Below are 23835 nucleotides of genomic sequence, written 5' to 3'. Positions count from 1 at the left end.
CGCGGCTAGCCTGCAGCCATGACATGGGACAGTCGCCTGACAGCCCACCGGGAACGCCTGCGGCCGGTGTTGGGCGCCCTCGTGGCGCTGGCCTTGGCCTCGGCCACGGCCACGATCGACGGGATGGCCGCGAGGTTCGACTACCTTGCCGCGCACCCGCCGCTCTTCGTGGCGATCCCGGTCGGGCTGGTCGTCGGCCTCGCGTCATGGTTCCGTCAGCGGCGTCCCGAGCTGCTTCTGCTGGCTGCACTCGGCGCCTATGTGGTGCTGTCGGCCTGGATCGCCGTGGCGTTCGCGCAGTACATCTTGGCCGACCGCGCCGCCTCCTGGCGCCGGGTCGCCGTCGCCTCCACGGTCGCCGTCACGGTGGTCGCCCTGCCGATATGGCGGGGCGGCGGCTTTGACGCAGCAATCATGAGCGTGGGCATCTGCGTCCTCCCGGCCCTGCTCGGCCTGTACATGGGCGCCCGCCGCCGCCTCATGACCGAGCTGCGCGAGCGCGCCGAGCGGGCCGAGCGCGAGCAGCAGCAGCGGGTGCTGCAGGCCCGCAGCGACGAACGCGCCCAGATCGCCCGGGACATGCACGACGTCGTCACCCACCGCGTGGCCCTGATGGTGCTGCACGCGACCGCCCTCGAGGCGACCAAGGGCGCGTCCGCCGTCGACATGGCCAAGCAGATCGGTGCCATCGGCCGCGAGGCACTGACCGAGCTCCGCTCGCTGGTGGAGGTCCTGCACACCCGATCCGAGGCCCCGCTCGCCCCGCAGCCCGGCCTCGCCGAGCTGGAGACCCTGATCGCCGACTCACGCAGCCTGGGGACGCCGGTCACCCTCGAACTGACCGGAGAGCACGGCACCACCCGCCCACCCGAACTGCCTGCCCTGATCGAGCACGCCGTCTACCGGGTGGTGCAGGAGGCCCTGACCAACGTCCACAAACACGCGGCCGACGCCGAAACCCACGTCCGAGTCCACTGCACGCGCCGACTGCTACACCTCACAGTGATCAACCAGCACGGAATCGGCGGCAACCCCTCCGGTCTGCCCAGCGGCGGCCACGGCCTGCTCGGCATCGCCGAACGGATACGGCTCGTCGGCGGCGAACTCACCGCAGGCCCGACCCCGGACGGCGGCTTCGAGATCGCCGCCGAGATCCCGCTGGACGACGTACCCCAGAAGCAGCCCGCCCACATGGAAGCCACGCGATGAGCGAGACGACGACCCGGGTCCTGATCGTGGACGACGAATGGATGGTGCGCTCCATGCTCAGCACCATCTTGGCGTCCGCCCCCGACATCGAAGTGGTGGGCGAGGCATCGGACGGCAATTCGGCGGTGTCGATGGCCGCCGCCCTGGAGCCGGACGTCGTCCTGATGGACATCCGAATGCCCCGCTCCGACGGCCTGACCGCCACAGAGCGCCTCACCCGCTCGCCCCGCCCGCCGCACGTCGTCGTGCTGACCACGTTCGACCTGGACGAATACGTCCAGACAGCGCTACGTCACGGGGCGGTCGGTTTCCTGCTGAAGGACGCCACCGCGGATGACATGATCGCTGCGGTGCGCAGCGCGGCCCGCGGCGACGCGATGCTCTCCCCCAAGGTGACCCGCCGCCTCATCCGCCGCTTCACGGAGGACGACGACGGCCCCTCCGCCGAGCGGCAGCGCCGCCGCTCCGAGGCCCGCAGCCGCCTGGAGGCCCTGACGGAAAAGGAGCGCGAGGTCCTGATCGCCCTGAGCGGCGGCCTCTCCAACACCGGCATCGCCGCGGCCCTGCACGTGAGCGAGGCCACCGCAAAGACCCACATCAGCCGGATCCTGTCGAAGCTCTCCCTCACCAACCGCGTCCAGGCGGCGATCCTGGCGCACCATGCGGGGCTCGTGGACTAGGGACTTCTTCGGCCATCGTCACCATCGATCGCGGTGTCCCCCCCCCGGCGGGCTCTTTGGTTCTCGTCACACGATTCCAACAGCCGCCGGGAGCACCTCAGTTACACCCGGCCGCTGTACGGCATGGTCACGTCACAGGTGGGCGGTGAACTTCCCGTCGGGCCGTTATGCAGCCAGCCGCGGTCAGCCAGCTTCGCCAGCTTTCCGCGCATGGGTATCCCCTGCTCGAAGAGTGACGGTCTCGCTACGCCAGTCAAACGTGCATCGAATTTCCAGACGACCAATTCGTAGCGTTGCCCTGGCTCTGTCTCGGCATTACCCACCTGGACATTGCCCACGGTCCATCCTTGGCTGTCCGGATCGTCCGGGATACGCCGAGCCAGGTAGTAGTTCGAGTTTCCCGATCCGCGGACCAGTAGCCACAGAGACCTTCCAGACGGCGCCCGCCCCAACCCTTCCAAGGAACGTAGGCACAACGCAGGCGATCTGACAGATGCCGAGTGGGAACGGTTGCGGCCGTTCCTGCCGGTGAGCCAGGGACGAGGTGGCCGATGGCGGGATCATCGACAGGTGAACGATGGGATCCTGCACCAGGTGCGGACCGGAGTGCACTGGCGGGATCTTCCTGAGCGCTTCGGTCCCTGTAAGACCGTCTGTGAACGCCACCGACTATGGCCGGCCGACGGGACGTGGGAACGTGGCATGGCCCGGCGAGCGCAGAACCCGAGTTCCGGGTGACCGTTCTCGTTCTCACCGAAACTGGCCAGTGTGAACGTCGTGCTGGGTCTGGCGCCCCGGCCGTGGCGGCGGTCGGTGGAGGCTCGGATGGTCCGGCAGGTGCGGGCTTGGCCGGGGCTCGACGCTTACCACGCGGACCTGCTGAGCACCTCCGAACCGTTGTGCTCGACCGACCACCAACCCGGCAGACTGCTGCTGAACTCCTCCCGCGCGGCCTCGGTGGCCGTCCGTCTGATGAGTGAGGACAGGCTGCTCGACAGGAACGGCATGAAGCTGGCGGAGGCTGCGGCTGAGCCGGCCCACCCGGTCACCGCGGCCGCGTTCCGAGCCGTCGGCCGGTACCAGACCGTCCGCGACCGCCCACGCGTCGGCGACATCGGCCGCGACCCCGCCTTCCAGACGGCCGTCCGCACCCACCTGAACGACCTCTTCTCCCACGCCCCCGCTACCCGCCGCCACTTGGGCACCACGATCAACAACCTGGCCCTCTGGTGCTACGGCCTCGGCGCAGCAGCCCCCGCCGTGCACGCCTTCTTCATACTGCGCCGCACCGACCCCAGCCACCCCAGCGACCCCTACGCCCTCCAAGGCTCCTTCGTGCTGGCCTCGCTCACCTTCGTAGCGGCTCTGATCGTGCTCACAGCCCAGGCCGGCAACACGTGGCGCCCCCTCAAAGACTTGGAAACCCCCACCGCACTCAAAGAACTGGCCCCGGCCTGCGACAGCCAGCCACCATCCGAAGGTCACTCCCGGGGTAGGAGTTCTTACCCCTCACGGTGATGAGCATGGCTCGATGGGCTAGCCGGCCACCGCCGCCAAATGCCCCCTGACCAGGAAGGCGTCAAGGGGCGTTGTCCTGCGCGGTGCTCCCTCGCCGCCGCAGTCTCCCTGCGGCTCACCGTACGTGTCGAGCACGGATGGGGCGAGGCTGTACTGCGACGACTCCGGAGGGACGCACCCCACCTGGTCGCCCTGGTGCGGGCTGGCGCGCCCTCCTCGAGCGCGGTTGGGCTCGTCGAACCCTCCGAGGCTCACGCAGCCTGAACCACCTCAACCGATTGACTGCTCTTGACTTTCGCCTCGTCAGGTCGATGAGTTTGCCTGCTGCCTCAAGTCTTCCACTGTGACCTTCCCGCCCTTACAGAGCGGGACGCGGAGCATCCCCACATCATGGAGGAGAGATGGAGGCCAGAATGAGCAATCCGATTCGGCTGTACATGTCGATGTCGCTCGACGGCTACGTCGCCGGTCCGGACGATCGACCGGGCCAGGAGCTCGGCCGTGCCGGTGGACGTCTTTTCAACTGGCTCGACGACCGGGAATCCGACGGTCCCAGCGGACAGGTCTATCGCGAGGCGTTGGCGACCGGCGCGGTAATCTCCGGCCGACGGACGTTCGAACTCGCCGGGCGTTGGCAGGGCGACCATCACGACGGTGTGCCGATCTTCGTCCTCACCCACCATGTGGACGACGGGGACGTGCCACCCGGCCACGCGCGATTCGTCACCGACGTCGAGGACTGCGCCCGACAGGCTCGCGTGGCCGCCGGGGACCGGCCGGTCATGGTCCATGGGGCGGGCGCGGCCCAAGCGCTCCTGCGAGCCGGGCACATCGACGAGATGGAGATCCACCTGGTTCCGGTCCTCCTCGGGGAAGGCAGGCGGCTGTTCGACCACCTCGGTGGTGATCACATCGAACTCGAACTCGTCCGGCGGCTCGAGGACCGAGACGTCACGCACCTCCGCTACCGGGTACGCCGACCCGAGGAGACCGCATGAAAACGCTCTTCGTCGCCTACCGCGTCACCGACCTGAACCGCTCGCTCGCTTTCTACACCGCCTTGGGCTACGTCGAGCTGGGCAGGGTCGACGACGGCGACGGGAGTCGCCTCGTGATCCTCAAGTTCCCCGGCGAACCGGCGGCCTCGCTCGAACTGGTCCACCGTCCCGTCAGCGGACGCGTCGACGTGGGCGGCGGTTTCGACCACCTCGCGATCCAGGTGGACACACTGGCCACCACCCTGGAGCGGCTGACCGCCGCCGGCCTGGAGCCGGGACCTGTCCAGTACCCGGGCGGCCCTCGCGGCCCGAAGACATCGTGGCTCACCGACCCGGACGGCTACCGGATCGAGTTGGTGGAGTGGCCGCCCGGACACCCCGACGGCATCACCGCCGCGGACTTCTCCTGAGCGCCCCGTGAGCGGAGTGACGAAGCATCGCGCAGACCGCACGTGCCACCACCGACATCACTCCCCGCGGACCTACTGAAGCGCTACGCCAAGACACACAGCTGTGACTGCGCACTAAGTTCTGCTCGCGAGGCCGTCATCGTGGCGGACCGCTGAACAGGGGGCGGCTTGATGGACCGGGGACCTGGCGAGAACGGGCTGAGCTGGATAGCGGACAACCGTAACGACTGCTTCACCCTCACGCTCGGCGAGGGGCTCTCGCCGTACGAACTGTTGCGCAGCGTTGGAGCCGAGGAGCGCCACATCGTCCCGCTGACCGGCTCCGCGGCGTACGAACTGCTGCTCAGGGATGAGGAGGACCACATCAGTGACCTGGACTTCCTGGACTGGGAAGACGCAGCGGCGGTGGCCCGTCTGACGAGCGGAGGCTTTTTGCCCACCCCGCCGGACACCATCGTCCGAGCGGGATCGGTGGCGGGCTGGGCGTATGCGCTGGAGGAGTTCGGCTGCCGTACCGGGAGCTACATCGCGGAGCTGTCCGAACGGGGACGGGCATTTGTCGTGCATCGCAACGCGAAAGGTTTCAGCCGCGTCGACTACGGCCTCCACGGCGAGGCAGTGACGTCGTTCGAGCCGGGTATGCCACACCTTACGAACGGCCCCCCAGCCGCAGTGGCGCTCGGCTTCGTACACCACGGTGACGAGGTGGGTGATGTGGCGTTCCTCCGGTTCCTGGAGGGCGAGCTCGGCATCCGCCTCCCCTGGGAGGAGACGGAGGCAGAGCTGCCGGCAGCCGCGTTCTCTCACGCCGCCGTGGGATAGCCGCGTCGGGCCTCAACCACCGAGATCCGCCTGAACCCGCTCGATGGGACACGCCCACGACCGTCACGGCGTCGCCTACCTAGCGTGGTGGAGCGATAGGAGCGCGTCAGAGAGCCCGAAAGTTAGCGCTCTAGTTGGCACCGCTCGTCAAGTACGGCGCACAGTTCGACGAGCACACGAGCGCTGTTCTGCACCAGTGCCCTTCATCAATCCCACCAGAGCACGACAAGAAGGCGCTGCTGAGCTGCTCCTCGGTAGAAGTCGCGCAAGGCCTTGAAGTGCTGCTCCAGGTATCTCCTTGCTCCGCCCACGATCTCCTGAGCACCATGGCCGATCAGGAGCGCGGCTTCCGTCTCGTCAACCGGCAGGCTGGCGAGGGCTGCGGGGAAGTCGATCTGATCGAGCACGCCGGCGATGTGGACGACCGCAGGCGCGGTCAGTGCGGTGGGAGTCGCTCCAAAAGAAGCGATGGCGTGCGGAGGGACATCGAGGAAGTTCAGGTCGATCACGGAGCTTCCACCCGTGGCCTGTCGGAGGGCCTGCACACGCGTTTCGCCGAGCGTTGCCAACTCGGCGACGCGCCGCAGGAGGAACGGCGCCCAGTCGAGATCGAGAACGTCCTCCGCTGGTGGATTCCACCCGTGATCCCCATCTTCAGAGGCATCGGCCGCCTGTCGGCAGGCATCGAGGTACGCAGCTGGGACACGGGCGAGCTGCTGAGTGACGGCCATGATCGCAGTATGCCGCCTTCTCTGGGAGCAACTGTGTGGTGCGAGGTGGGTCGAGACGACTTTGCGCAGCTCAGCGCCGGTGCAAGCGAGAGTGCCCATCGTCCCGAGACCGGATCTGCCAACCACGAAGAGCGGGAAGTGTGGCGCGCTCTCTCTGACCGGCACTCTGCTCGGTAGACGCTCAGAGATCGGTCGATTCGGGAAGGGCGCGGCTGGCTCCGGAGCTTGGGCGCCTGAGTAGACGGTCGAGCACAGATTGCCTGGAGGCGCCGAGCTCGCGACGTACCCGGCTGGGTGATGCTGTTGGCATCAGCGAGTACGCGTTTCTCGCCAGCGGTCCACTCAGTTGTACTGAGTCGCTGGTCGTCAGGCACTTCTCCCCCCTCAACCAACGTCAACTTCCCCAAGTCGGCGACGAGTCGACCGACGGCGTCGATGACTGGCCGTGTTCCAAAAGCGTTGACGCGCGCGCGAGCCTCCGGAGGGAAGACAGGCTTCTCGTGATCTTTCGGAGCCTGAAGAAATCGCCGTACGCCAGTGAGGTACTCCATGAGGCTGATGTAGGCCGTTGCACGCTGATCCCGTAGCCACTTCTCCCGCTCTTGTCGGCTCTGCGTGCGAAGGCTGTAGATCGCGGTAACTGTGCTCGACAGGACCGCTAGGGCCGCGACGATATTCGCTCCATCCATGGAATTAGTCTGACCTGCTCCAGCATCGGAACTACCGTCCATGCGCCAGGTTCGTCAGCACGAATGCGTGACGGCGAAGCCAGAACCAGCACACAGCGCTCGATCTCCGTAGCTGTCGACGTGCGAGCTCAGCGAGCACCAAGGGAGGCGCCACCGAATGGTGTCCAACCAAGTCCCTCCCGCCACCGCGGGTCCACTCACCGAGCGTGACCGTCGATACCGCGACGCCGCAGCCGGGCGGTTCCGGCTGGCTGAACAGTCCCTCCAGCCGTAGTTCGAGCGACCGAAGCTCAGGTTCGTTGGCTCAGGGCTCAGGTCAGGTCGCGATTGGCCTACCGCACAGCATCGAGGTCAGATCGCGTCTCTTCCACCTGGGCAGCCATGAGCCCAATATTGTGCTGCTCCAGTCTGGTGACCGGCCACATGCTTTCGACGCTGGCCCCTCATCTTCTTCAAAGGCATACAGGAGATCCTGCTGCCGGAAGTCGCTTGACGGCCTTCCGTGGAGTTTCATCCGCACGCCATCCAGCCCGCGCTGCGGTTGACATCCCACCCCACGTTCGGGCTCAGGTGGCCCAGCGCGACAGTGACGCCGGTGACTTGATCAACCATTGCGTGCGCCAACACCGCCCGCCTCAGCTGCTCCGCCTCATCCTTCAACTAGCCCCGCGATTGACCGCGGAGGACTGTAAGCCGGTTGGGAAATGTCGATAAACCATCTTAAAGCTACCCTCAGAACAGAGCGGTGACACAAGTACAAGATCCGTGCCCTCTTCCTCTATCCGCACGACGCGGGATACCCCTGAGAACGAGCGGCCGGTTGGCGGGCGCAGTGCGCGAGGGAGTGGACCATGGGCGATGAACCGTTTGAGGGCGGCTGGCAGGTGGACGGGCGCTGCATGAATTGCGACGTTGCCCGGCAACTTGCCCCCGGCCTGATCGGTGAGGCCGACGGACGCGCGGTCGTCCTGCACCAGCCGCACAGCCAGACCGAGATCCAGCAGATCCACACCGCTGCGCACGCCTGCCCCACCCGGTCGATTCGTCCCCCGACCGGGCGGCTGGATGCGGCACTGGACCCCTTCCCGCTGGCACTGGACGACACCGTGTACCTGTGCGGGCACAACTCCCCTCACACCGCAGGGGCCAACTCCTACCTACTACGCCGCCCCGACGGCACCGTGATGATGGTGGACACGCCGCGCTGGAGCACTCCGCTGGCCGCGCGCTACGAGGCGCTGGGCCCCGTCACCGACGTCCTGCTCACCCACCGCGACCACACCGCGCACGGCCGTCGCTACGCCGATCGTTTCGGCGCCCAGTTATGGATCCACGAGGGTGACCTCGATGCCGCCCCGGACGCTGACTGCGTGCTCCGTGGCACCGACCCGGTGGAGATCGCAGGCGGAGTAACCGCCTTTCCCCTTCCCGGCCACACGCGGGGCAGCGTGCTCTACCTCGCGGACGAGCGGTATTGCTTCAGCGGCGACAGCTTCTACTGGTCGCGCACGACAGCCGACATCGAGGTGGCCGACAGTGTCGCCTGGTATTCCATCGAGGAGTTGGCCGCCTCCCTGGCCCGGACCGCCCACCGGCTGCGCTTCGAGTGGCTGCTACCGGGCCACGGCGACCGCCGACGCCTCCCCTCCGACGACATGGCACAGCGGCTGCGGCAGCTGACGGCGCGTACCCGAGAACTCCGGCCCCGCCCCGTCGACTTCACCGCGATGCGCTGGTAACAGCGCTGACCCGCAGGATCGAACGAGGCCACCACCATGGCATGACGGTGCCCACGCGAATTCTTGTGGTGTGAACAGCAAGCAGGCCCACGAGATCATGGCCATCCTGGTTCGTCCAGGGCTGGGGGCACCGGTCAGCTGCTCTCGTCCGTGATGCAGGTGGCGTTGTACCGTTCGGCGGCGCTGATACGGCTCTAGCTCGCCTCCCCTCCAGCCACCCTCCCCGCGTTTCTGCCGCAGCCCGCCCCCCCCCCATGCCCGTGGGCAGCCCTGCGCAGACGGCCGGAACGGGGCGCAGCCGATGAGCGACGAGGCGATCCGCATCGCCCGCGGGCTGGGCGGCGAAGTCGAAGTCGACGGCCCAGTCGATGCCTTCGCAGCCAGCGTCCTGAAGCGTGCCGGATTCGACAGGTATCCCACGCCGCGCGCTGTCTGGATCCGGCTGCCGTTCCACCTGGGCACGCCTGGAAGAACGAACACGCCAACCTGGGCTGCGGAGATGCTCACCGCCGCCCGCTGCGGCGTCGACCTCGATCCCGACCTGCGCCCGTGGCAGTGCCGCTCCGCCGGCGCTGCCACAAGCGCTCCTCCCCCGCCCGCGCAGACGCCTCGGCGCCGGTACTGGCCGCGGTATCTCACCCTCAAGCCGACAGTCAGACTCCACTCGATGAGCCCAACAGACCGGCCCGACGGCGCGCGCGGCGCGCGCGGCGCGCGCGGCGCGATGAGTGGTGCACGATCCACCGCACTCCCCCACCGGGTAATGCGCACCGGATGGCGTTCGCTCGTCGGTGCGCACGATGCCGTTCGCTCCAAGGCGGCTGCATGAGGCGGGTGCATAAGGCGGCTGCATGTGGCCTGACCATGCCGGGGTCAGTCGGTAATGGTTGTGCCGTCCACGTGTTCGCGTGCCAGGAGCGCTTCGACCTCGGCGGTGTCGGCTCCCGCAGCCTTGTCGTAGCCCCAGCCGCGGTGGACGACGTACAGCTGGTCCTTGGTGCCGTGCTTGTCCCGGTAGACGGCTGCTGCCGGGCCCGCGTCGCTGAGGTGGCCGGGGAACTTCTGGTCAGCAGTCCAGGCGAGCCCGGTGCGCAGCTTGGTCCACCACAGGTTCTGGTCGCCGCTGCCGTATCCGCGGTGGATGCATTACAGCTCGCCGCCGAACACGGCCAGCGCCGGCCCTTCCAGGGAGTAGTGACCGGCGAACTTCGAGTCCGCGGACCACGAGGTTCCGTTGAAGGTGGCGTGCCACAACTGGCTGTCGTTGCCACCGCGGTGGACGAGGTGGAGCTGTCCGTTGTACTCCGCGAGAGCCGGGGCCCGGGAGGACTCGTGTGCGGGAAGCCGGACGTGACTGCTCCACCTGGCGCCGTCGTAGGTGGTGTGCCACAGGGCCTTGTCGTTGTGGGCCTTGTAGACGCAGTGGACCTTCCCGCCGAAGACCGCCAGCGCCGGCCCGTCCGAGGTCATCCCGCCGAACTTGGTGTCGTCGGACCAGCCGGTCGCCGGGCTGTAGACGGAGTACCAGAGCTCGTTGTCATGGCCGCCGCGGTGCGCGCAGACAAGGCGGTCATTGAACACGGCCAGCGCCGGTTCGCCCCTGACGCATGGGCGGCGAACTTCTCGTCCGCGCCCCATCCCTGCCCCGGCTCGAAGACCGTCCACCACATCTTGAAGTCCTCGGGCGCCTGCTTGCGCACCGGGATGAGCGCGCCGGGGAAGATCCACGGCGAGACGAGCTTGCAGGGTCCCCCGTTCGCGACCCGCCTGATCCACTCCGCGCGCAGCTGCGCGTACAACTCGGCGATCTCCCCGAAGGGAGATGACAGAGCGGCACCCACCACAGCCCCGATGAGTTCCGCGATCTCCGCCGACGCCGCGGCGGCCTCCTCGTTGAGATGGGTCTCGACTTCCACCACTTCGTCTCGACCCACACCTGCATGCCGCGCGCTTCGAGTTCCTTGCGGGCCCTGTCGGCCCGCTCCACAGCCGCGGGCGAGGCGACGTACAGCTCGTCCGGCGTGTTGGCAGCCGAGTTGCCGGTGTCGTCAGTGGACAAGGGGTACCCCTGCCAGTCACGCCCCGGCACCAGCCTGGACAGGATCCGACCTGCCCCGGCGTACCTTCAGGGCCGGGCGCAGAGCACAGCGTTTCAGGCGAATGCGATCACTGTCCCTTGAATGGCGGCGAACCCGGCCGTTCCCGTCGGGTCTGGCGAAATGCCACCCCCAGCAGGCCGGACAGCTGTACTTGCGGCGTCGCGCGGAGACTGCATTCCCAGATCCTGCACTTCACCTCCCGGTGACCAACTCTGGTGACTCACAGGGAAGATGTGACGCGGCTTCTCACCAACCCGCCCGACTGGCTCAGATCCCTGTGGCCGCGCTACCACGACCCTGGGAGTAGCCACGCGGCTGGGCAGGACCATCCGGCCCGGCCGCTGCCGCCGCCGCTCGATCGTCAGGCGGCGCTGAACTCGTGGGCGGGACCACCGCGCCACTCCACCCACTGCGGGTCGTCCAGAATGGCCTCGGGTTCGGCTACGCCGGCGGCCCCACGGCCAACCCCGACGAGCTGGTGGACACACTTCCCTGGACTGACCCGGCCCGGGTCCACCGGGGAAGTGCGTCGCCGCATGGACCGAGAAGAACGCAAGAAGCTGGTGTGGCTTCTCGAAGCCGAAGAGGACGAGTAGGCCGGACTCTGGCAACAAGAACAGCTAGAGGCTCCCCACCAGGGCGCCCTGGTGGGGAGCCTCTAGTGCCGCATCAGGCAACTTTCGCCCTGCTGGCGTGCTGAGTTACGTGCATGGCTGCTCTCGCGTCGCCGCACTACACCGTCCTGCCAGCTGACCGGCAAAACCTGACGGCCCACGACCGGAAAGACCCTGGAGAACCAGACCACCGCGCCGGTCTCCGCCCTGCCCGAACACCGAAAATCGCGTCGGCCGCCCGATAACAGTTCCCTCTCAACGACTCCTCATCGCCCCAACCAGGACAACGAGGTTAGATCGCTGATGAGACGTCTGGCCGACCGCGCCTACGGGTGCGTGTCCGTGATCGCGATGACCTCGTCGAGGTGGTCCAGGGCGGCCTGCAGGTCGTCGATCTTGGCCTGGATGCGCTCGCGCTCGGCTCGCAGCATGGCTCGTTGCTCGGCGTCGGTGTGCCCGGAGTCCCAGCACGGCAGGAGTTCGCTGATCCTTCGGCTGGTGAGACCGGCGGCGAACATCTGCTGGAAGAAGCGGATCAGGGGGATGGCGTCCTGCCGGTACAAGCGCTGGCCGGACGGGCTGCGCTCCGCGATGAGCAGCCCTTGCTGCTCGTAGTAGCGCACGGCGCGCACTGAGACGCCGGCACCTCGTGCCACCTCGCCGATGCGGATCAACCGCTCGGCTGCGGCCACTGTGACAGTCATGGTGATTCCTCTCACCCCTGGCCCTGACGAGCAGCACTTGCCTCTGACGCTAGCGTCAGGTTTTAGCGTACCGGTCATGGATATCAACAACTCCGTCGCCCTTGTCACCGGAGCCAACCGCGGCCTGGGCCGCGCCTTCGCCCAGCGCCTGCTCGAACGGGGCGCCCGCAAGGTCTACGCGACGGCCCGCCGACCGGAGACCCTGGACCTGCCCGGGGTCGAGGTGCTGCCCCTCGACATCACCGATCCCGCATCCGTGAGGGCCGCCGCCGAGGCCGCCCCGGACGTCTCGCTACTCATCAACAACGCGGGAATCAGTACGGGGACCAACCTGGTGACCGGTTCGCTGGACACGGTGCGGCACGAGATGGAGACCAACATGTTCGGCCACCTGGGAATGATCCGGGAGTTCGCGCCGGCGCTCGCCAGGAACGGCGGGGGCGCGATCGTCAACGTCCTCTCCGCCATGTCGTGGTTCGGGGGCAAGGGCGCCAACGCCTACCACCTGACCAAGGCCGCCGCCTGGGCCATGACCAACGGCGTTCGCCTGGAGCTCGCCGAGCAGGGCACGCTCGTCACAGCGGTACACCTCGGCCTGGCCGACACCGACATGACGGCGGGCTGGCCCGTGGACAAGCTCGCTCCGTCGGACCTGGCCGACGCGGCGCTCGACGGTGTTGAGGCGGGGTCCGCCGAGGTCCTCGCCGACCAGTGGAGTCGGGACGTCAAGTCCCGTCTCCCGCTGACGCCGGAAGAGTTCAACGCCGCAATGGACCGCGCCCTGGCGGCGCTGATGGCGGCCTGAGGGGCCCCTCGGGCCGCACGGACTTCGGTCGGCTGCTTCTCCATCGGCCTCTCGAACTCCTCTACTTGAGGTTGGAGTCGTGGTGTCGTGTCGCTGATCAGGCGGGTCCGATGGTCAGGCCGGTCTTGGCGAGCCAGCCGTCTATGAGGTGACTGCGGTACTGGATGAGGCGTAAGCCGCGTCGGATGCGCTGGTCGAGGTGTTCGGGAGCACTGAAGGCGACGTTGGAGAGCCATCCGCGTCGCAGGAGAGGCCAGATGACTTCGACGCGGTTGAGGCCGGGTGTGCGTAGGGCGGCAGGTAGTAGATGGTCAGCCACTCCCGGGCTGCCGCCCACTGCCGCAGGTCGGCGGCTTTGTGGACGTTGAGGTTGTCCCGGACCAGGACGATCGGGCCGCCGAGCTGCCGGTGGGCGGCGTTCAGCAGGTCCCGGTAGTCGCGCCAGGAGAAGCTTTTGCGCCTGCCGCGAACCACGGTGGCAGTCCGGACACGCCACCGTCAACTCCCGGGTGCAGGCCGCGATACGGACCACGCCGCCCGCCACCCACACCCGTTCCACCCGCACCGCATCGAGGTGCGGAGACACGATCTGGACGAGGTCATCACACTTCGTCGACAATGCCGCGTCCTGTGACGGAGCGTCACCGGCGCACGGTGGCGCGGTGGCACACCCAAACTTCACGGAAATCTTGCCAGTGCCTCAGAAGCAGCGCTGCAACGACGGCCGTTGCGGTTCTCCCCGATCGCAATCGTGGCCTGTCGTACCCCAGCTGCATCTGTGTTCCCCCTGTCTCGTCTGCCAGTTGACGACACACGCTAGATCGATTCCGTCAGCCCGGGCGGATCAGGGCTGCGCAGTTCGTGCCTTCCGCAAGTTCGGAGAAGCAGGCGCCCGCCGGCGATCGCCATATCTATGGCGTGTCGCGAACGTGGTGATCGATCTGCCCTCCGCGCCTGGCGCCGCAGAAATGGGGTGCCGTGGTGTCGGTGACGGGGCAGCGGGGGTGAGAGCTACAAGATCCTCCGCGACTGCCAGCAACGCGGCAACGGCCTCCATCACGCCGCCCAAGCCGTCGCCCACATGCACAACCTCGCCCTCGCCTCATTACCAGAAAGCCGCGATCACCGGCCCTGACCTGCCCGAACACAGCCTTGTGCAACACGTTTTAGAGGTCCTCTAAGCGTCCGGCCGTCCCCGTTCCCGCCACTGCTGGCGGACGCTCCCTGGCCAGCAGGGGAGCGTCTGCAGGCCGTATTCACCGTCGTGGAGACACTTGCCTGTGGCCCGGCTCCGGACAGTGTCGGGGCGCCCTTCGTTGGTGAGGACGACCCAGCTCCGCGGCAGCGAGGAGTCACAGGGCTTGGTGTCCAGCACAATGCCGTCGTCGTAGAGGCACTGGTGGGTGTCGATGTTCTCGATCTGCTGCATGGTGCCGTCGGTGCGCCGGATCCTCCATCTCTGGAAGTCCAAGCCGTTGCAGGCATAGCCGCGCAGACCGAATTCAAGGCTGTCGTCCATACATGCCTTCGTATACATGTTCTGGAACGTGCGGACGGTGCTGCTACCGGTGGGACGAGAGCCCTGGAGTGCCGGGCCGTGTCCTGCGGGGATGTCTCCGGAGAGCAGCGTGACGGCGAGCGCCGCCGTGACAAGCCGCAGTGAGCCGACCGGCCCCAGGATTGCGCGGCCGCGGCGGTGTGCTGCGGGAGGCGCCGCCAGGGTTCGTACGCGGCGCATCATGTCGAGCGCGCTCAGCGAGGCCCGGGATCTGTGGTCCGGGCGCAGACAGTCCGTGATCAGGCCACGCCATTGCAGGGGTACGGCGTCATCAAGTCGCAGCCGTGTGCCTCCGCGCGCATAAGTGTCGGCAGCCATCCCGCGGGCTCGCGCCGTACCGCCGGGGAAGGGGTGCAGGCCGCCGGTGAGTATTTGGTGGGCCACGACGCCGAAAGCCCAGATGTCCGCCGTCGGGCGCAAGGGCGCGCCGCGCAGCGAGCTGCGCTGGCTCCACCACTCGGGCGGTACGTGATCGAGCGAGCCGAGCGGCGGTATGTAGGCGTGGGTGCCTTCCAGTTCGGCGCTGAGGCCGAAGTCCGCGAGCCATACCTGGTCGTCGCGTGCGAGCAGGATGTTGGCGGGCTTGAGGTCGCCGTGTACCCAGCCGCGGGAATGGATGTGGGCCAATCCGGCGCTGATGCCCACAAGGAGTTGAGGGGCGTTGGGCACAGGTATGCCCACGGGGGCATCGTGGAGCAGATCCTGCAGGCTGCGCTCAGCGCGGTCCATCACCAGTGCGGTCATGCCGTCGAGGTCGGGACGCTCCCGGTCCTTGAGGGTGAGAGCGGCGTGGGTACGCACGACGTTGGGGTGCTCGGCCATGAGGCTAAAGCGCACCTCGCGCCGCATCAGTTCGTCCATCGAGGCGCGCTGGGCAGGGGGGAGCAGGTCCGTACGCAGCAGTTTGATCGCGACCGTGGACTTGTCGGCGATGTGCTCGGCCGCGTAGACGCTGCCCCAACCGCCGTCGCCGATATGGCCGGTCACGGCCCAGTCCCCGACGCGGTGGCCGGGGAGCAGACCGGGCCGTGACGCCTTGGCACTGCTCATCCCGCTGTTTCTCCTACCGTCCGTCCGCGGTGGGCAGCAGGGCGAGATGGCTCTCCCGTACCAGATCGAAGCGCAGGGCGAACGCGATGAGTTCGTCGCGCTTGCCGCCTCCCCAACGGTTCGGCGGTGTCTCGTCACTGCGCAACCGGAGCTTCACGGAAGCGAGGTAGTCGATGTGGAAGTTGACGGCCGAGCGGGTCAGTTCGCGGCAGCCTTCCAGTGCGTGAAGTCGCTCCAGCACGTCGCCGACGCCCGGTACGGCGCTGCTGGAGGCGTTGCGCAGCCGCGGCTCGCACAATGCCAGCAGGACCAGGAAGTACTTCGACGTCGGGTCGAGGGCGAACGGGCTCAGCGTCGGCTCCCCACGGAATGGTGGCGGTTCGCCGTCCTGGAACACGTGCTCCGTTGCGAACACCTTGAAGGAGCTCTCTTTGTCCACTCCGGGCAGCACCACACGGGAGAACTCGAACGGCACCGGTGCGCCGATCCTGCCCGGCGAGACTCTGATGTGCTCTCCCGCGCCTTCGAGGTTCTCGACAGCGTAGGTCGACGTCTGACTGAAATTGGACAGCCGCCAGTAGTCCTCGGTCGCCGTGATCTGCCCGGCCCTGCGCGAGACAGCAGGGTCGTCGAGCATGAGGGGAACGGGTGTTTCCGGTGTGCCACGCCCGAAGTCGACGGTGTCACCAGGCGCGAGCCGCAGCAGCTCAGGGCGGCCTGGCTCGGCAGACTGGTGCGATCGTCCCTCCGCTCGCTCAGGCAATTGCACGATGACGGAATCCACGCGCCCCCCCCATTGGCCCGGCTGGACCGTCACTCCCGATCCGGCGTCGCGGTGCTTTCATGTTGCGCACCGCCAGCAGGATAGGTGCGGGCCATGTCGCCCACCACCACCCGCCCTCGAGAATGGCCGGTATTTTCCATCAGGGAGAAGAGAGGGCTCCGCCGTACTGCATGACGCGGTAGTAGTGCTGCTTGGCCGCTCCGTCGAAGTACCACTGGCTGACCGCGATGTGGAAGTCGTCGAACGTCGAGCCGGGGATGATGAATCCGCCATAGGGAGAGGTGACGTGGGCCCCGCTCTCCTGTCCGGCCGGCACATGCGTGATGAGCTGCTGCTCCGGGGTGGTGAACAGGTTGGAGGTGGGCAGCGGGAGGACCTGGGCCCTTATTTCCGGCACGCCCACCGGAGGCCGCGGGGCGCCATCCGGGACCATGTCCAGCCAGGTGAAGACGTACTGTCCTCCCATCGCGCGCAGACATATGTCGCCCCACTGCCGTGGCCGGGCAACAGTCGTCGGCGGATTGCCCCAGGCCCATGCGCCGTCGGCGAATCCCCACGGCTGATAGGCGGCAGGGTCACCAACCATGTCTTGGGGGACCCGGTGCAGAAACAGGTCCGACACCACGGCACGGTCGAAGGCCGTCGACAGGACATAGCAGTAACCGTCGTCGGCCACGGCGTAGGTCTTCTGCCGACGGGTGAGCGGGTTTCTGTCATCGCTCCACTGAGCCACGTACTGCCATGTCTCGCCCTTGTCTCCGGAGCGCCAGAAGTCGGTGTGGTGCGTCTCGTACAGGGGACCACGCATGAGGTGCATGTACATCACGTCCCCGATGGTGAACACATCGGACGGCAAAGCCGTCGTCCGATTTCCGTGCGGAGGCACAGGGATGTGACCCTCGGGAACCAGAGCTCTGACGTGCTGGGTGCCCGGATGGCTCACGCAGCTGTCCACACGCAGCGAATTCAGCGCAGTGCTACTCGAAAGCAGTCCCACAGGAGCATTCCATTCTCCGGCCAGTGGAACATCACCGTCGTAAGTATCTCCTCCCGCGAAGAACATCGCGCCATTTCCGGGACACAGCGCTGGTATGCAGAGGTCTGTCCATCGAGCCCCGAACCGGCTCGTCTCGGCCGCGCCCGTCAGGTCCCTGACCTTGTTCATACGGGAGGCCGACGGAGCAACGACCGTCGGCTCGGACGCTATCGCTCGATGCGGCGCAGCGGTCAGCCCCACCGCCCCCAGAGCAGCCCCCAGGGCCGCCTTGGCCGCCGCCCGACGGCCGATGCCGCCCACACCTTCGGGCCTCGGGTACCTCGACCTACGCATCATCAACTCCTGTCCAGGACAGTCCGGTTGGGTCGGCACACAGCGTAGGGAGCCGCTGCTCGCGCAGTGTCCCTGACAGACGTCAGGTGGTGCGATCGCTCGGCGAAGGCCACGTTGGTCCAAAGCGAACTGCGGCGTCGAGCCGTCCGAACAGGAAGGAAGCGACACATGAGGTGGCGCACCCGGGCGAGGGCCATAGCCCTGACAACCGCACTTGGCACGGCAGCACTTGTCGGCAGCACCGGCACCGCATCGGCAGACGTCGGCGCCGAGTACTGGAAGGAATACTGCGACTACGGCAGGGCCTGCATTTACCACACCTCCTCTCAGGTGTGGAATCTGCCCCAGTGCGGCACCAACCCCGTCAACGATTACTTCTACTATGCCAAAGCCCATGGAAACGCCTTCCGGGTCTATTACCAGGGAGAGCGATGGGACTACGTGGCGCCGAACAGCGAGCGGCCCATAAACGCAGACAACCTCCTGGCCACCAGGGTCGAGGTCTACTGCTGAAGCCCCGGGCCTAACAGCTGCCCCCAGGCTATCCGGCCCCGGGGCAGCCCCTCTGCGTCCATGGCGCTACCGAACAGGACGCACGATCACGCGGGAGGCGAGTGCGTACTCCAGGGTGGTGAGCACCAGCTCGGCGTTCGCGCGGGCGGAGGTCTCCCCCACGGCAACCCGGCAGGAGAACGCGTCGCGGATCGCGGAGAGCCACAACGGTCCCTCGCCGGTGGAGATCATGGTCTGGTCGGTGACCCACAGCCGGTTCGGTACCTGCGATATCGGGCTCGCGCATCAGGCGTTCGCCCTGCTTGCGACCCGCCACGGCAGCCTCACAGGCTCGGGCCTGGTGCTCCGATCCAGGGAGAGGGCCGGGACCGACCGGTCCCGAGGCCGGCCTCCTGCCGTTGACGAAAGAACAGACCCGAGACTTTGGAAACGATCAGAGGAGGAGTCCTTGAAAATGCGTCCCCCCAACACGGACGTGAAGGATCAACAACGAGGAGAAGTGGGGCACATGTACACGACCATCAAAAGGTCCGCAATTGTCGCGGCTGCCGCCGCACTCACTCTGACGGCGGGAGCCGGAATCGCGAATGGTGCGCAGGCAGAGGTCACGAAGAAAGCAGGCGTGATCAGCGTGTTCAACAAGGCCACCGGACTGTGCCTGGACGGCGGGGAGGGAAGTGAGATCCTCGCGCGCCCGTGCACGCCGAACAACGCCAACCAGCAGTGGGACGTCCGGCCCGTTGCCGGTGGAGACCAGTGGGTGAACGTCGGGACGGGCCTCTGCCTGTGGATGGGCAATGGGGTAGTTCAAGGCGTCGAGCCGGGACATGGCTGCCCGCAGGACTTCGCGAAGTGGCGGCAGGTCGGAGACGGCATGTTGAGCACCGTCGGCGACGGTGGAGGGAACTGCCTGGACGCGAATGCCGCCGGCGAGGTGTACGGCCGCGCCTGCGGGCCGGACAACATGTACCAGAAGTGGTACCAGACCGCATGAGAGCCGACCCGCCGAGCGTCAGCCGCACCTAGATGAGCACACGGGGTGGATGTGGCCAGGGCGGGCCGTCACGGCCGTCTTGGCCCCCGCCCCGGAGTCTTCGGGGTGCGAGTCAGCTGCGGGAGGCGAGGCCGGGCGCCACCGCGCCCGCGGTGTCGGTGATGAGCGGGAGGCGGGCGCCGATGTTGCTGATGCCGTCGTCGATGCGGACGGGCTGCACGCCGTGGCGCAGTCGAGGAAGTCGTTCCAAGTGGCAAGGGCCTGGGCCGTGTTGCTGCGCTTGATCTAGACGTGCCCGAGGTCGGCGACCACGATCGCCCTCGTCAGCTTCCGATGATCGCCGGAGTCACCCTGCCCCGCCACAACGGCCGCACCGAAGGCGTCAACACCCGCTACGGAACAGCCCGTTCCTTTGACAGTCCCGGGTGCGGGGTGGCGGATTACGCCCTGGGAGACTTACCCGCCATGAAGAAGATCGCGTGGGCTGCTGCGGCGGTCATGGTGGCGGGTGTGGCGCTGTCCGAGTGTAGTGCTGAGCCGGCGGTGAAGCTGCCGAGGGGTGTGACGGGTACGGGGATTCCGTTCACGGTGTTCATCGACCGGCAGGGGCGAGTGGCGAGTGTGGTGAGGGGCCCCATCAGCGAAGATGTGACACGTTCGCTGGCAGGCCCCCTGCTCAAGGAGCCCGCCTAAAAGCGTGTTGCACAAGAACGTGTTCGGGCAGGTCAGGGCGGATGGCCTGGGTTATCTGTTCATGACGCGAGGGCGAGATTGTGCGTGTGGACCTGGACGGCGTGATGGAGGCCGTTACCGCGCTGCCGGTCGTCTTCTTGCCTGCCGCCTTGTGCCAGAAAACGATGTAGTACTTGCCGGCCCTTGTGCTTCTTCCAGTTGGCCATCTTCTCTTGGTTGTTGTCCTTTTCGGTGGCGGTCTGGGTCAGGACATCGTTCTTGCCGCCCTTCTTCCCGACAAGCCGGTAGGAATTCGCGGTCCGCTTGTCAATTCGGGCCCTGGTGCTCTGCCCGGCGGGTTGCTCTGTTGGGCACAGGCGCATCGCGTCCGCCTCGATCCACCGGCGGCGCGGGGCGTATGCAGCGGAGCAGGGATGCCTGGCCCAGCCACTCAGTCGAAAGTGCTGGCCAGGTAGGCGTTGCGGATCCTGATGAGGTGGGGCATATACCGGCTCAGGAGGAGTCTGTCGACGATGCGTCCGACAGGCCCCAGCGGTGAGGCGAAGTCGATGACGTCTCTCATGATGGTGCCGCCGGCGCCGTCCGGCTCGAAGTGGTGGGCATGACGCCATCGCTTGAAGGGTCCGGACTCCTGCTCGTCCACAAAACATCGGGGCCGGTCGTAGGAGGTGATGCGGGCCTTGAGCCGCCAGGTCAGGCCGAGATGGCGAGCCTGGAAGGTCACCGTGTCGCCGAGCGCCAGCTCGCCCCGGGTCTTGCCGCCAACTGCTCGCTCCGACGATTCGGCCATCGAGCGGGTGTGCGCCTCGACGTTCAGGCATACCGCGAACACCTGGTGCGGGGGTGCGGCGACAGCTGTCACGACCTCGAAACGATGCACAACCTCACCCTAGATGCAGGGCACTTCGGGCCCTTGCCCGGGTCGAACGCAGGTCTCACTCTCAGGCTCGGTGGCGGCTCACCAGGGACGCGTGAGGCGGCGGCCCGCCCCCGACACCCTCGGCTACAACGACATGGCACCCGCTCCGGCACGACAACGTCGGGCCCGAAGACCACAACCAGGTCTCAGCGCCCGACGTCACGCTCGGCCCGGATTGACCAGCAGCATCCGCACGACACCAAAGGACCTCGGCCGACTCTGCTTGAGAAACCGGTGAAGCTGCGGGCCTGTCACGCTGCTGCTCAGGCGCGGCATTCGCGGGTGCAGCGCCGGCAAGAACTGCGGCAGCGGCTATGCCTATCGGCTACCGGCTACCGGCTACCGGCTACCGGCTACCGGCTACCGGCTACCGGCTTCAGTTTTCGTCTACTCGCCCCCGGAAGAGCCAGGGGCGGTCGCCATTGCCTCTTCGGGCACTGCCCAAAGGGAGAAACAGTGGCCCCGACGACGTTCGCCCCTCTAGAGTCCTGGGTCGATCAGATACGGAGCCTGCTTACTCCGGAACCCCCGCTTGCGGTGCTCACCCGCCCCGAACAGCTCACCGATCACCATCCCCGGGTACTCCAGCGGCTCACTGCGCCCCTCCAGCACCACCCGCACCCGCCACCGTTCCCCGTTGTGGTCGACCAGTACATCCGCCCACTCTCGGGTAGGGGAATCCACTCCGCGCAGCTCCGGACCCCCTCCGGCCCGTAATCGCGGAACGAGTACACGAACGGCAACTCCCCCACCAGCCACGCCAGATGCGACCACGGGGGAGATCCAGGAAGGACCATCCCCTCCGGCCCTTCCGGCATCGCTACCTCCGCTTCTGACAGCCCTCCGGTCTCGCGGATAACAGCCCGGGGATCCGCCTCCGGCTCGCTGCGGAACAGACAGGTGCCCGTCTCAACATCGACCCGGGACAGCTCCAGCCCCCGAGGCCCGGCTTCGAACGCCAGCTCCGACACCTCACCAAGAAACGCAGAAACCCGTTCATCACAGGCGTCACGCTCACTGGTGTCCGGCTCCGGATCACCTAGCGGCTCATACGAGGCCACATAGCGATGCGAACTCCTGGGCCACTTACGCCACTTCTTCTCGCCCAAGCCGTAGCCCCTTCGCGATGTGAGATGCCGGGTGACCTCGAACGTACCGCCCGGGGTCACCCGGCATCTCAACCATGGTCAAACTCGATACGGATGCATTGCTCCTCGCCGCCGCCCGCGTCTTCGTCGCCACCGTTCTCCCAGTCGGACGCCGGGGCCACCAGGCCTGAAGAGGACAGACTCACCAGGTTCCAGGGACCAGGACTGGACGGTTCCGCGAACTGGATGACTGATGATCGCTCCTCCTGAAGACGGCCTCTTGACCGCAGTAGGAATGTAGGACTCCTCCAGCAAAGATCCCGATGCGGAGTCGAACCCACGCGCGAGCTACCCGGATCCGCGACGCCCGCAAGGACGCTGCCCTTTGGGGCAGCCGCCCCACCCGAAGGACACCGCGTGAAAGTCCCACCCCGCACCATCGTCCCCACCCTCGCCGCCCTCGCCCTCACCGCGGCCGGCGTAGGAACGATGATCGCTCTGGACGACCCCGACACCCTCAAGCCCGCCCCGCAAGCCACCTCCCCCGCCTGCCCCGCCGACACCCTCTAACCGAAAGGCACCCCGGCCATGCTCATCCGGGACCGGTTGGATTTCTTGTTCGAGGACGAGGAGTTCGCCGTTCTGTACCCCGACGACGGCAGGCCGGGGCTGTCGACGGGGCAGCTCGCGCTGGTCTCGGTGCTGCAGTTCGCTGAGAACCTGTCCGACCGGGCGGCGGTCGCGGTCCGCGTATCACCGCTGCGGCGAACGTCAATCTCACGCAGACGCTCAGCCTGGTCGACGGCATCCCGCTGGTGGCCGGACGGCCTGGCCGCCCGCGACAGCGCCCCGAACTCGCCGCCGGTCGCTTCGTTGCGGTACACGCCGGGCAGCTCGTCGGTGTCAACCGAGTCCGTACACCCTGAGGTGATACCACAGAAGCGGTCAGTACGCCGACGAGCCATCGTGTTACGCGTTCAAAGGCAGGCTTCTTGTCACCGTGCTGCCAACGGCTGACGGTGTGCGGTGCTTCACCGGGGTAAATGAGGGCCGGTTTCGGTTTGACGTAGAGCATGATTTACCCGGTGATGAGGGAGCGGACGTGAGCATCGATGGTGCCGATGTGTGGCACGAGCGGCTGGGGTGGGCGTACGGGCTGATAGCAAGCGACCCGGCTGAACGTGCTGCGGCCCTTGTTCGTCTGGCTGACGCGGAGAGGAACACCCAGGACGCCTGGGATCGGCTCGCCAAGACGTGGCGACGGAGGTTTTCGCTGGGGCGGATGGCGGCGAGCAGGAACTACCAGAAGGTCCGCGGGTATTCGCTGCCCGACGGGTTGTGGGACCGGCCGGCCGGTTCAGACATCGTCGCGTGGCCGGGTCTCCCCTACGTACTGCTCTTCCTGGAGTGGGAGGCGAGATATCCGCAGGAGTGGACACGGCACGCCAAGGCATGGGGCGCGAAGCAGAGCCTCATTCGAGATGTGGCTGTCGCTCACCACGATGAGATGGCCAGAACCAAGCTTGTGGACCTGATCGAGATCGTTGTCCAGCGGCCATACCGCTGCAAGGACCGCGAGTACGTGCGCGTGGCCCGAGCTGTGGACTGTGGCGACCTGCGCGGCAGGCTTGAAACGGCCGCCCGTTCGGACAATCCCTGGGCTCGGCGCCATGCCGGGTACGTGCTCTGGCTCCTGGACCGCCCCGAGGTGCCGAATACGCGTCACGTCTGGCGGACCTGGCTGGCGGCCGCATTCAGCGAGTAAGCGCTGGCTGGAATCGCCCGGGGGCGGGTCAATGAGCCTTTTCCAACCTCAGGTTGAGGCGTGACGAAGGGCGGGGATGGTCTTCACGATGGCGGTGACCCGGTTGGTGCTACAGCGGAGTTT

General features: G+C 67.1%; 27 protein-coding genes and 2 pseudogenes. 15 read left to right on the top strand and 14 right to left on the bottom strand.

Going from position 1 to position 23835, the window contains the following annotated elements; translation table 11 throughout:
• The first annotated feature begins 18 nt into the window (after nt 1–18).
• Entirely contained in the window at nt 19–1209 is a 1191-nt protein-coding gene (locus E5671_RS43980; protein ID WP_202121491.1) for a sensor histidine kinase, read from the top strand.
• Nucleotides 1206–1889: a response regulator gene (locus E5671_RS43975; RefSeq protein ID WP_160509772.1), complete on the top strand. Its 684-nt coding sequence runs from the start codon at nt 1206–1208 to the stop codon at nt 1887–1889. The genes E5671_RS43980 and E5671_RS43975 overlap by 4 nt, the downstream gene beginning before the upstream one ends.
• A 101-nt stretch (nt 1890–1990) precedes the next feature.
• Here the strand turns inward: E5671_RS43975 and E5671_RS46710 are convergent, their stop codons facing one another.
• Complete coding sequence (locus E5671_RS46710) at nt 1991–2227, bottom strand: hypothetical protein (RefSeq protein ID WP_237330385.1); 237 nt, start codon at nt 2225–2227, stop codon at nt 1991–1993.
• A gap of 148 nt (nt 2228–2375) precedes the next feature.
• On the opposite strand from E5671_RS46710, the pseudogene E5671_RS43970 reads away from it, so the two are divergent.
• From E5671_RS43970 to E5671_RS43950, 5 genes and pseudogenes are all read left to right on the top strand, one after another.
• A pseudogene (locus E5671_RS43970) lies at nt 2376–2588 on the top strand (transposase); the annotation flags it as partial.
• A 69-nt stretch (nt 2589–2657) separates the two neighbouring features.
• A complete protein-coding gene (locus E5671_RS43965; RefSeq protein WP_160509770.1) occupies nt 2658–3407 on the top strand; it encodes a hypothetical protein in 750 nt (249 codons plus the stop codon).
• 413 nt (nt 3408–3820) lie between these two features.
• On the top strand, nt 3821–4405 hold the full coding sequence (locus E5671_RS43960) for a dihydrofolate reductase family protein (RefSeq protein ID WP_160509769.1): 585 nt from the start codon (nt 3821–3823) through the stop codon (nt 4403–4405).
• Complete coding sequence (locus E5671_RS43955; RefSeq protein ID WP_160509768.1) at nt 4402–4815, top strand: VOC family protein; 414 nt, start codon at nt 4402–4404, stop codon at nt 4813–4815. The genes E5671_RS43960 and E5671_RS43955 overlap by 4 nt, the downstream gene beginning before the upstream one ends.
• Before the next feature lie 171 nt (nt 4816–4986).
• Nucleotides 4987–5637: a DUF6461 domain-containing protein gene (locus E5671_RS43950; RefSeq protein ID WP_160509767.1), complete on the top strand. Its 651-nt coding sequence runs from the start codon at nt 4987–4989 to the stop codon at nt 5635–5637.
• A 206-nt stretch (nt 5638–5843) separates the two neighbouring features.
• Here the strand turns inward: E5671_RS43950 and E5671_RS43945 are convergent, their stop codons facing one another.
• Complete coding sequence (locus E5671_RS43945) at nt 5844–6368, bottom strand: DUF1877 domain-containing protein (RefSeq protein WP_202121490.1); 525 nt, start codon at nt 6366–6368, stop codon at nt 5844–5846.
• A gap of 1540 nt (nt 6369–7908) precedes the next feature.
• Here E5671_RS43945 and E5671_RS43940 point away from each other — a divergent pair.
• On the top strand, nt 7909–8796 hold the full coding sequence (locus E5671_RS43940; protein ID WP_160509766.1) for an MBL fold metallo-hydrolase: 888 nt from the start codon (nt 7909–7911) through the stop codon (nt 8794–8796).
• Between the two features lie 301 nt (nt 8797–9097).
• Nucleotides 9098–9625 carry a hypothetical protein gene (locus E5671_RS45650; protein ID WP_202121489.1) on the top strand — a complete coding sequence of 176 codons (528 nt, stop codon included), beginning with the start codon at nt 9098–9100 and terminating at the stop codon, nt 9623–9625.
• Between the two features lie 317 nt (nt 9626–9942).
• Here the strand turns inward: E5671_RS45650 and E5671_RS43930 are convergent, their stop codons facing one another.
• The 3 genes from E5671_RS43930 to E5671_RS43920 all read right to left on the bottom strand — a co-directional run bounded on the left by E5671_RS43930 (nt 9943) and on the right by E5671_RS43920 (nt 12213).
• Nucleotides 9943–10266, bottom strand: a complete 324-nt coding sequence (locus tag E5671_RS43930) for a hypothetical protein (RefSeq protein ID WP_160509765.1) — start codon at nt 10264–10266, stop codon at nt 9943–9945.
• Nucleotides 10263–10715, bottom strand: a complete 453-nt coding sequence (locus E5671_RS43925) for a hypothetical protein (RefSeq protein ID WP_160509764.1) — start codon at nt 10713–10715, stop codon at nt 10263–10265. The genes E5671_RS43930 and E5671_RS43925 overlap by 4 nt, the downstream gene beginning before the upstream one ends.
• Before the next feature lie 1120 nt (nt 10716–11835).
• Nucleotides 11836–12213: a MerR family transcriptional regulator gene (locus E5671_RS43920; RefSeq protein WP_160509763.1), complete on the bottom strand. Its 378-nt coding sequence runs from the start codon at nt 12211–12213 to the stop codon at nt 11836–11838.
• A gap of 76 nt (nt 12214–12289) precedes the next feature.
• On the opposite strand from E5671_RS43920, the gene E5671_RS43915 reads away from it, so the two are divergent.
• Nucleotides 12290–13018: an SDR family oxidoreductase gene (locus E5671_RS43915; RefSeq protein ID WP_160509762.1), complete on the top strand. Its 729-nt coding sequence runs from the start codon at nt 12290–12292 to the stop codon at nt 13016–13018.
• Between the two features lie 97 nt (nt 13019–13115).
• Here the strand turns inward: E5671_RS43915 and E5671_RS43910 are convergent.
• The 4 genes and pseudogenes from E5671_RS43910 to E5671_RS43895 all read right to left on the bottom strand — a co-directional run.
• A pseudogene (locus tag E5671_RS43910) lies at nt 13116–13486 on the bottom strand (transposase); the annotation flags it as partial.
• A gap of 709 nt (nt 13487–14195) precedes the next feature.
• Entirely contained in the window at nt 14196–15626 is a 1431-nt protein-coding gene (locus E5671_RS43905; protein ID WP_160509761.1) for a serine/threonine-protein kinase, read from the bottom strand.
• 13 nt (nt 15627–15639) lie between these two features.
• Complete coding sequence (locus E5671_RS43900) at nt 15640–16410, bottom strand: serine/threonine protein kinase (protein WP_160510817.1); 771 nt, start codon at nt 16408–16410, stop codon at nt 15640–15642.
• A 139-nt stretch (nt 16411–16549) separates the two neighbouring features.
• Nucleotides 16550–17575: a DUF4185 domain-containing protein gene (locus tag E5671_RS43895; protein ID WP_160510816.1), complete on the bottom strand. Its 1026-nt coding sequence runs from the start codon at nt 17573–17575 to the stop codon at nt 16550–16552.
• A gap of 333 nt (nt 17576–17908) precedes the next feature.
• Here E5671_RS43895 and E5671_RS43890 point away from each other — a divergent pair, with 333 nt between their 5' ends.
• The gene (locus E5671_RS43890) at nt 17909–18253 is read left to right on the top strand and encodes a hypothetical protein (protein ID WP_160509760.1); all 345 of its coding nucleotides are present in this window, start codon (nt 17909–17911) and stop codon (nt 18251–18253) included.
• Nucleotides 18254–18319: 66 nt separating this feature from the next.
• Here the strand turns inward: E5671_RS43890 and E5671_RS43885 are convergent, their stop codons facing one another.
• A complete protein-coding gene (locus E5671_RS43885) occupies nt 18320–18505 on the bottom strand; it encodes a hypothetical protein (RefSeq protein ID WP_336606091.1) in 186 nt (61 codons plus the stop codon).
• A 256-nt stretch (nt 18506–18761) separates the two neighbouring features.
• Here E5671_RS43885 and E5671_RS43880 point away from each other — a divergent pair, with 256 nt between their 5' ends.
• Nucleotides 18762–19247 (top strand): RICIN domain-containing protein, encoded by a 486-nt coding sequence (locus E5671_RS43880; RefSeq protein WP_237330384.1) that lies wholly within the window; start codon nt 18762–18764, stop codon nt 19245–19247.
• A 112-nt stretch (nt 19248–19359) separates the two neighbouring features.
• Here E5671_RS43880 and E5671_RS43875 read toward each other — a convergent pair whose 3' ends face one another.
• Nucleotides 19360–19497, bottom strand: a complete 138-nt coding sequence (locus tag E5671_RS43875; protein ID WP_160509757.1) for a hypothetical protein — start codon at nt 19495–19497, stop codon at nt 19360–19362.
• 41 nt (nt 19498–19538) lie between these two features.
• Here E5671_RS43875 and E5671_RS43870 point away from each other — a divergent pair, with 41 nt between their 5' ends.
• Nucleotides 19539–19940, top strand: a complete 402-nt coding sequence (locus tag E5671_RS43870; protein WP_160509756.1) for a TlpA family protein disulfide reductase — start codon at nt 19539–19541, stop codon at nt 19938–19940.
• Nucleotides 19941–19999: 59 nt separating this feature from the next.
• Here E5671_RS43870 and E5671_RS43865 read toward each other — a convergent pair whose 3' ends face one another.
• The 3 genes from E5671_RS43865 to E5671_RS43855 all read right to left on the bottom strand — a co-directional run bounded on the left by E5671_RS43865 (nt 20000) and on the right by E5671_RS43855 (nt 21543).
• The gene (locus E5671_RS43865; protein WP_160509755.1) at nt 20000–20302 is read right to left on the bottom strand and encodes a hypothetical protein; all 303 of its coding nucleotides are present in this window, start codon (nt 20300–20302) and stop codon (nt 20000–20002) included.
• Nucleotides 20303–20370: 68 nt separating this feature from the next.
• Nucleotides 20371–20820: an SRPBCC family protein gene (locus E5671_RS43860; RefSeq protein WP_160509754.1), complete on the bottom strand. Its 450-nt coding sequence runs from the start codon at nt 20818–20820 to the stop codon at nt 20371–20373.
• A 519-nt stretch (nt 20821–21339) separates the two neighbouring features.
• Nucleotides 21340–21543, bottom strand: a complete 204-nt coding sequence (locus tag E5671_RS43855) for a hypothetical protein (RefSeq protein WP_160509753.1) — start codon at nt 21541–21543, stop codon at nt 21340–21342.
• 821 nt (nt 21544–22364) lie between these two features.
• Here E5671_RS43855 and E5671_RS43850 point away from each other — a divergent pair.
• Together E5671_RS43850 and E5671_RS43845 are read left to right on the top strand one after the other, a co-directional pair.
• Nucleotides 22365–22517: a hypothetical protein gene (locus tag E5671_RS43850; RefSeq protein WP_160509752.1), complete on the top strand. Its 153-nt coding sequence runs from the start codon at nt 22365–22367 to the stop codon at nt 22515–22517.
• Nucleotides 22518–23049: 532 nt separating this feature from the next.
• Complete coding sequence (locus E5671_RS43845) at nt 23050–23712, top strand: hypothetical protein (RefSeq protein WP_336606018.1); 663 nt, start codon at nt 23050–23052, stop codon at nt 23710–23712.
• Nucleotides 23713–23835 lie beyond the last annotated feature (123 nt).

Source organism: Streptomyces sp. BA2 (genome assembly GCF_009769735.1).
Taxonomy (GTDB): Bacteria; Actinomycetota; Actinomycetes; order Streptomycetales; family Streptomycetaceae; genus Streptomyces.
The sequence above is the reverse complement of the archived record's forward strand: the minus strand, read 5'-3'. Positions and strand labels throughout refer to the sequence as shown.